General features: G+C 56.5%; 5 protein-coding genes and 2 pseudogenes. 5 read left to right on the top strand and 2 right to left on the bottom strand.

Going from position 1 to position 5,858, the window contains the following annotated elements:
- Window positions 1-238: 238 nt before the first annotated feature.
- A pseudogene (locus tag M7R55_RS01810) lies at window positions 239-556 on the top strand (IS4 family transposase); the annotation flags it as partial.
- A 211-nt stretch (window positions 557-767) separates the two neighbouring features.
- Window positions 768-3,299, top strand: a complete 2,532-nt coding sequence (locus M7R55_RS01805; protein WP_298217953.1) for a TonB-dependent receptor — start codon at window positions 768-770, stop codon at window positions 3,297-3,299.
- Window positions 3,300-3,304: 5 nt separating this feature from the next.
- Here the strand turns inward: M7R55_RS01805 and M7R55_RS01800 are convergent, their stop codons facing one another.
- Both M7R55_RS01800 and M7R55_RS01795 read right to left on the bottom strand, forming a co-directional pair.
- Window positions 3,305-3,550, bottom strand: coding sequence for a hypothetical protein (locus M7R55_RS01800; protein ID WP_298217951.1), 246 nt, complete (start codon window positions 3,548-3,550; stop codon window positions 3,305-3,307).
- 201 nt (window positions 3,551-3,751) lie between these two features.
- Window positions 3,752-4,009: pseudogene (locus tag M7R55_RS01795) on the bottom strand (transposase); the annotation flags it as partial.
- Window positions 4,010-4,208: 199 nt separating this feature from the next.
- Here M7R55_RS01795 and M7R55_RS01790 point away from each other — a divergent pair.
- The 3 genes from M7R55_RS01790 to M7R55_RS01780 form a co-directional block, all read left to right on the top strand.
- Complete coding sequence (locus M7R55_RS01790) at window positions 4,209-4,784, top strand: GNAT family N-acetyltransferase (protein WP_298192339.1); 576 nt, start codon at window positions 4,209-4,211, stop codon at window positions 4,782-4,784.
- Between the two features lie 40 nt (window positions 4,785-4,824).
- Window positions 4,825-5,208, top strand: a complete 384-nt coding sequence (locus M7R55_RS01785) for a DUF302 domain-containing protein (protein WP_297918804.1) — start codon at window positions 4,825-4,827, stop codon at window positions 5,206-5,208.
- Window positions 5,209-5,632: 424 nt separating this feature from the next.
- Window positions 5,633-5,858 (top strand): hypothetical protein (locus tag M7R55_RS01780; protein WP_298217949.1); only part of this gene is annotated, 226 nt, incomplete at its 3' end.

Below are 5,858 nucleotides of genomic sequence, written 5' to 3'. Positions count from 1 at the left end.
TGGATGGCGTCTTTTCGTGCGCAATGCGTCAAGCAGCATGGCCGTGGCCTGGTGGTGGGGTGGTGCGTCGGCAATCGGCGCGCTTCCGCTGCAACTGTACCCGCAAAAACGGGGTCAGATCCTGAGGTTTCCCCACGAATCCCATCGATCAATCAAGACGTCGTGCCCTGATTGAAGGAACAGTGCGCGCATGATGCGGTCACTCCTCACGGGTTACGAAGCCAGAGGAGACCCTACCATGCGCGCCACCGAAGTCTTGCAAAAGTGTTTGGGCAGCGCACTGGGCTCGATGCACGCGCTGCGCAGCCGTGTATTGCTGCGCGCCGTCGAGGCGACGATCCAAGGGCGCCGACTGACGCTGATCGATCTGGCTCGTGCGTGGCCGCACGCCGAGCGTGTGCGCGCGCCCCTGAAGGCCATGGATCGTCTGCTGGGCAACCGCCTTCTGCACGCCGAACGCGGGTCCATCTACGCCGCGATGTCGCGCTGGCTGGCGCGCAACAAGCGACCCGTGATCGTGATCGACTGGTCGGATCTGAAGTCCGATGGCAGCTGGCATCCATCCCCTTTTTCGTGGACGGTGCAGCGGACCGCGGTGGGAATGATGCGGGAACACACCGCTGCCGCCCCACGAGCGTGGGACTGATCCATGTTTTTGCAGGTTACCGAAAAGTAAGGGTAAAGACACGTAACCGCTTGGAGAGCGCAACAATTCGTAAACATGTCGGGCGCACCGTAGCCAAACATTCCACTTCTGTGAGAAGGCTATGTCTCGACAATTCAACATTCAACAAAGAGGAAAAGTCCTGCGCAGCCCGTATTCAAATATGCATCAGCATCGAGGTTCCATTGCAAACAAGCGCCATGAGTATGCAGTGAATTCCATGAGGCGCATCACCATCGCGGTGTTGCTGGCGCTGACTTGTGTTCCTATTGTGGTTTTGGCGCAGGACGCGCCACCGTCCAGCGGGCCCGCGTCATCTAGTTCAGTCGTCACTCTTGGCGTGGTTTCCGTGACGGCGAAGCCGCTCAATACCCTAACCGAACTGCCCTCCAAGAAACATGTCTTTGAATCGACCCAATCCGTGAAGGTCATCGGTAAAAAGCAGATGGCGGTTGCTGGCCCCGCGGGCGGTGCAGCCCAGGCCTTGGCGGTCGCTCCCGGCGTCAATATCATGACCGAAGGCCAGACTGGCGCCCCGAGAGCGTCTATCAGTATTAATGGCATGAAGACCGGCTGGGGAAATATTGCCGGTAACGCCAACGATGGAACGGTGATGGTAACCTTTGATGGAGTTCCGATGGTAGATCCTGCCTATGGAGTATGGCACGGTTCAGAAGTTCCACAACTATCCATGATTAAAGGGATATCCGTAACGTATGGGCCGGGCTACGCCGTGAACCGTTGGTACAATAACATTGGTGGCGCCGTCAATTTCATACCGTTACAGCCGACTGCAAAGGCGGGCGGGAGTATTGGCACGTTTATCGGTAGCTTCGGTACCCATGGTGAAAATTTCAATGTGCGCACCGGCGATATGGGTGATGGATGGTCCGGTATCTTGGCGGGCGGTGTTACCCAAAGCAGCAGTAATTATTTACAAGGCTACGGTTCCAATAATCCATCAAAAGATTACGCGTACTATGGCAAGTTGGTAAAACGATTCAATGGCGGTCACATAAGTTTCGGGGCATACAGTGAGAGTGCGTATGCGTATAGACCGGTGCCAATCCCTGTCACACCGAATGCTAACGTCACGATTAATGGAGCGAATCCCATTACATCAACTCCCAACCCGGGCCCTTTGTATAGCCAGCAGACGACTGGATTTTATACTACGTTGCCCTACTCGCTATATTCAAAACAATCTGTTGTTGATACTGATCTTCTGTATTCAAACTTCGTCAATCAAATTTCCCGAGACGTGACGCTGCATAATTTGGTCTGGTATCGCTACGGGCATCGTCAGCACCTCCATTATGACAACATTGGCTACGAAGCCAATGTCTTGAACCAGTACTACTACACCACCAGTTCAACTTACGGCGACAAGATGTACTTTGACATCCGTCTGCCATTCAATGATGTGTCTGTCGGTGCATATTTTCTCAATAGCAAGTACGCCAGTTTATTGGAATTTTATAATTCTGGTTTACCCGCGCAATATGCGTACGGCCCGAACGCGGGCAACAATGCGACCATCAACGGGCAGCCGGTCAATTATAGCTTGGCACTGCCCAGTCACTACCATGATTCCTATCTCTACATGACCAATCTGGCGGCTTTCATTCAAGATAATATTCAGCCTATCCGGTCAATACGGATCACCCCAGGCATCAGGTTCGTGAGTTTCCAAACTAACTTCGTCAATAACGCCTCGACGCTGTTCCCGATTAACGTCGCCGACCAAATTGGCACGAATGGTGACGGAAAGGGGGGTAGTAATCAGCCAAACTCCTCAACAACGTTTAGAGAAGTGGAGCCGTCCATAGGAATAAGCTGGCGGGTAGCCAAAGACATCGCCTTGTATGCCAATTACTCGACAGCTTACAAGGCGCCGGCCGGGGCAACGGGAACATACGCACATCTGCTTGCCTCGTCACTGCAGCCGCAAAAGTCTACGCAGTACCAGGTGGGCATGAAGGCGTTTGTCCCCCATGACGGGTTTCTGAATGACGCAGCTTTTGGAGTCAATTACTACATGCTGAGTGACACGAATGAGATTATTCCCATTCCGGTGGTAAGCCACCTGTACAGTCTTTTTGCTTCGGGATCTTCGACATTCAGTGGCGTAAACATGTATTTCGAAGACGATCCGATTTCTACCCTCCATGTCTTTTCTAATATCAGCTTTGAGAGAGCCACGTATAGCAACTATACGACTCCGAGCGGCGGTTCATATGCGGGCTTGCCGGTTTCCAATGTGCCGGCGCAAATTGCGAACCTGGGAGCGTACTATCGTATAGCGCGCGGCGGTATCGATTATTCACCGCGTGTGTGGTGGCAGTACACGGGCGCCCAGAATATCTATAACAACAATACGAACGCCCCGACTACCCAGAAGTTGCCAGCATTCAGTATTTTGAATGCTTCATTGAAGATCAGTATAAACCACCAAAATATAGTCCCTGGCCTTCATGGAATATCCGTTAGAGTTGGCGTCTCCAACGTGCTCAACAAACAGTACAACGCCTATGAATATATCAGCAGTGGCGGATATTATGGCGTCGCCGGGGAATTACTGGGGGAACCCGGAGCCCCGCGGTCGGAGTACGTTGCGTTGAATGCGGAGTTCTAACAGAGTCATCTGAACAAGCCGTCATCCCGGCGCAGGCCGGGATCCAGGGCTTTTGCAAGATAATGAAGAGACTGGATTTTGGCTTTCAGGCCTATCGCGCACGGGTCATGCAGGGCGTCGCCGAGGAAGAACTCGACAGCATGCGCCTGTACCTGCAACGGCAGCATGCCTGCGGCTCCGATCGCTTCCGGACGGCCATCGAAGCCCAACTGCGTCATGGCTTCCACGTCGACGACCCTCTCAGGAGCCACCCTTGCTAGGGAACCTCCGAACAAGTCCATCCTGGACTTGTCAGAGGGCGCCGAGTCCGGCGCAGGTCCGGACTCGGCTACGCTGCATCAAGCACTTGCGTGCTCGATACACGACAAGCCATCCATGGCTTGGGGAAGGTCTGAACTTGTTCAGACCTTTCCTAACACGCCCGGCAATGCAGCGTGTTGATCCAGGTCGGCCAGTGCTCGCCGCAACGCCACGTCGCTGTTGGCGATGACGATGCCGAACTCGGCCAGCAGACCGCGCAAGCGGTTGCCGATCGCCAGCGATTCGGCCTTGTAGCCCTCGCGCACCCGATGCCATGCCAGTCGCGCCTGCTGCTCGACCGACTTGATTGGCACAAAGCGCATGTTGCCCTGCCGTGCCGCCGTGGCAATCGCCTCGGCGTCGTTGCGGTCGTTCTTCAGCGTGCGGCTCTTGCGGAACGGCGTCACGAACAGGGATTGGCTTCGCGGCACATGCGGGCACGCATCACATCCATCGAGCAAGCGCGGCGGCGCGCTGCCGGGCGCACTTGCTGGTGCGAATTCGGGGTGAGAGGATGCCGGCATCGTGATCGCTGCGCGGGAAGAAGGCTGCGAGATCAGGCGGCGGAACTAGGCTTCACTTCACAACCGAATAGTAGTTAGCCCCCTCATGCGAGCGACCACGGCGCCCATTGTTGAGAGTCATCCGGTCATCGTGCGCCCGCTCAATCAGTCGGACGCAGAGGCGTGGTTCGAGTTCGCCGGCGATCCGCACGTCATGCAGTACACGAGCTCGAATGTTCGTACGCTGGAAGATCTTCGGCCCATCATCCAGCGGGCCAATGCAGCCGAGCCGGGTTCACCCATCCAGTTCGCGGTGTGCATGCGGGCAGACGCCCGCCTTGTTGGAGTCGTCAGCTTCCACACGATCTCCGTCCTCAACCGTGCCGCGGAAATCACCTACGCGCTTCACCCATCGTTTTGGGGCCGGGGCATCGCGTCTGCCATCTGTGCTGCCACAGCGTCGTGGGGGTTCGCTGAGCAGGGCTTCGTGCGCGTTCAGGCCACCGTGCTCGAACCCAACGTCGCTTCCATTCGCGTGCTGCAGCGCTGCGGCTTCCAGTTCGAAGGCAAGCTGCGCAACTTCCGCATCGTGCGAGGGGAACCACGCGACTATCTCTTGTACTCTCTGGTTCCTCCGGCCGCGCCGGGGGCTAATCCAAACGGACGCCTTGGCGCCGCTTAACTCAGGCGTTGATGTCAACCACAAAGATCGGGGTGATTCAATGTATTACATCGTTGAAACCAATAAATCATTCAACCAGGCGGCGACTGACCTTGAATCAGCGGTTATGCGTCATGGCTTCGGTGTACTGCATGTCCACGACTTGGGAACCACGCTTCGCGGTAAAGGCATTGTATTTGATGAAGAGTGCAAGGTTTTTGAAGTTTGCAATCCGGGGCAGGCGGCAAAAGTCTTGTCCACCGATATGCGTCTGAACATGGCGTTGCCGTGTCGTATCTCGGTGTTTACGGAGCATGGCAAAACGAAGATAGGCCTGATCAAACCAGTACCAATGCTTTCGGCGCTATCTCGGAATGCAGCATTGGCTCAAGTTGCCAAAGAGGTTGAGGAAAAGACCATTCTGATGGTTGACGAGGCGAAATAAATATTCCTGACTCGCGTACGCCGCTTCCTGTCCAGATTCATGGTGGTGATCGTGGTCGCGATTGTAATGACCCAGTGATTTCGATCGCCATCGAGGGACTCGTTGCCACCTTCCGCGCCGCATATGAGAATTCGATGCAACTGGTGTAGTACGCGGCCAGCATATTGGTCGCTGCTGGCGTACTCCTTGCCGCCTGGGGTGTTTTCATACGGCTGAATCGCTACGCCGAGGAGCTGGAACCCGAAGCGATGGCGCAGGCGAAAAGCGAAGACCGAAAACTTGAATAATCCAGCCGCGATGCGCCTTGGTGCCTTCGCCGAGGCGAGGCCCGACACCGCCCCTCGATGCCGATGCGGCCCTTCACTGGCACGCCACGCGTTTATTTGCGAGGATGCCGCAATTGACGCTGGTACGGAGCGCACGCATGAAGGCTGTTGCCCTGTTCGCTGGTTTGCTGCTGAGCGCTGTGGCCGCGTGCGTGTGCGTACAGGCAGCCGATGGTCTGCCCGTGCTGCGCGGCGACCACACCAAACCGGTGGCGACGGGCGAGGATCTGCTGCCGGCCGCGCCGAGCGTATCCGACACGCGCGCCAATACGCCGCCGGTGCGCGCTGCGGCGCGCGCGCCGGCCGCCGCACGTCGCGCGCCCG

Source organism: Halothiobacillus sp. (assembly GCF_027346185.1).
In the GTDB taxonomy this organism is placed as follows: domain Bacteria; phylum Pseudomonadota; class Gammaproteobacteria; order Halothiobacillales; family Halothiobacillaceae; genus Halothiobacillus.
Note: the sequence above shows the minus strand (reverse complement) of the source record. Positions and strands in the feature narration are given on the sequence as shown.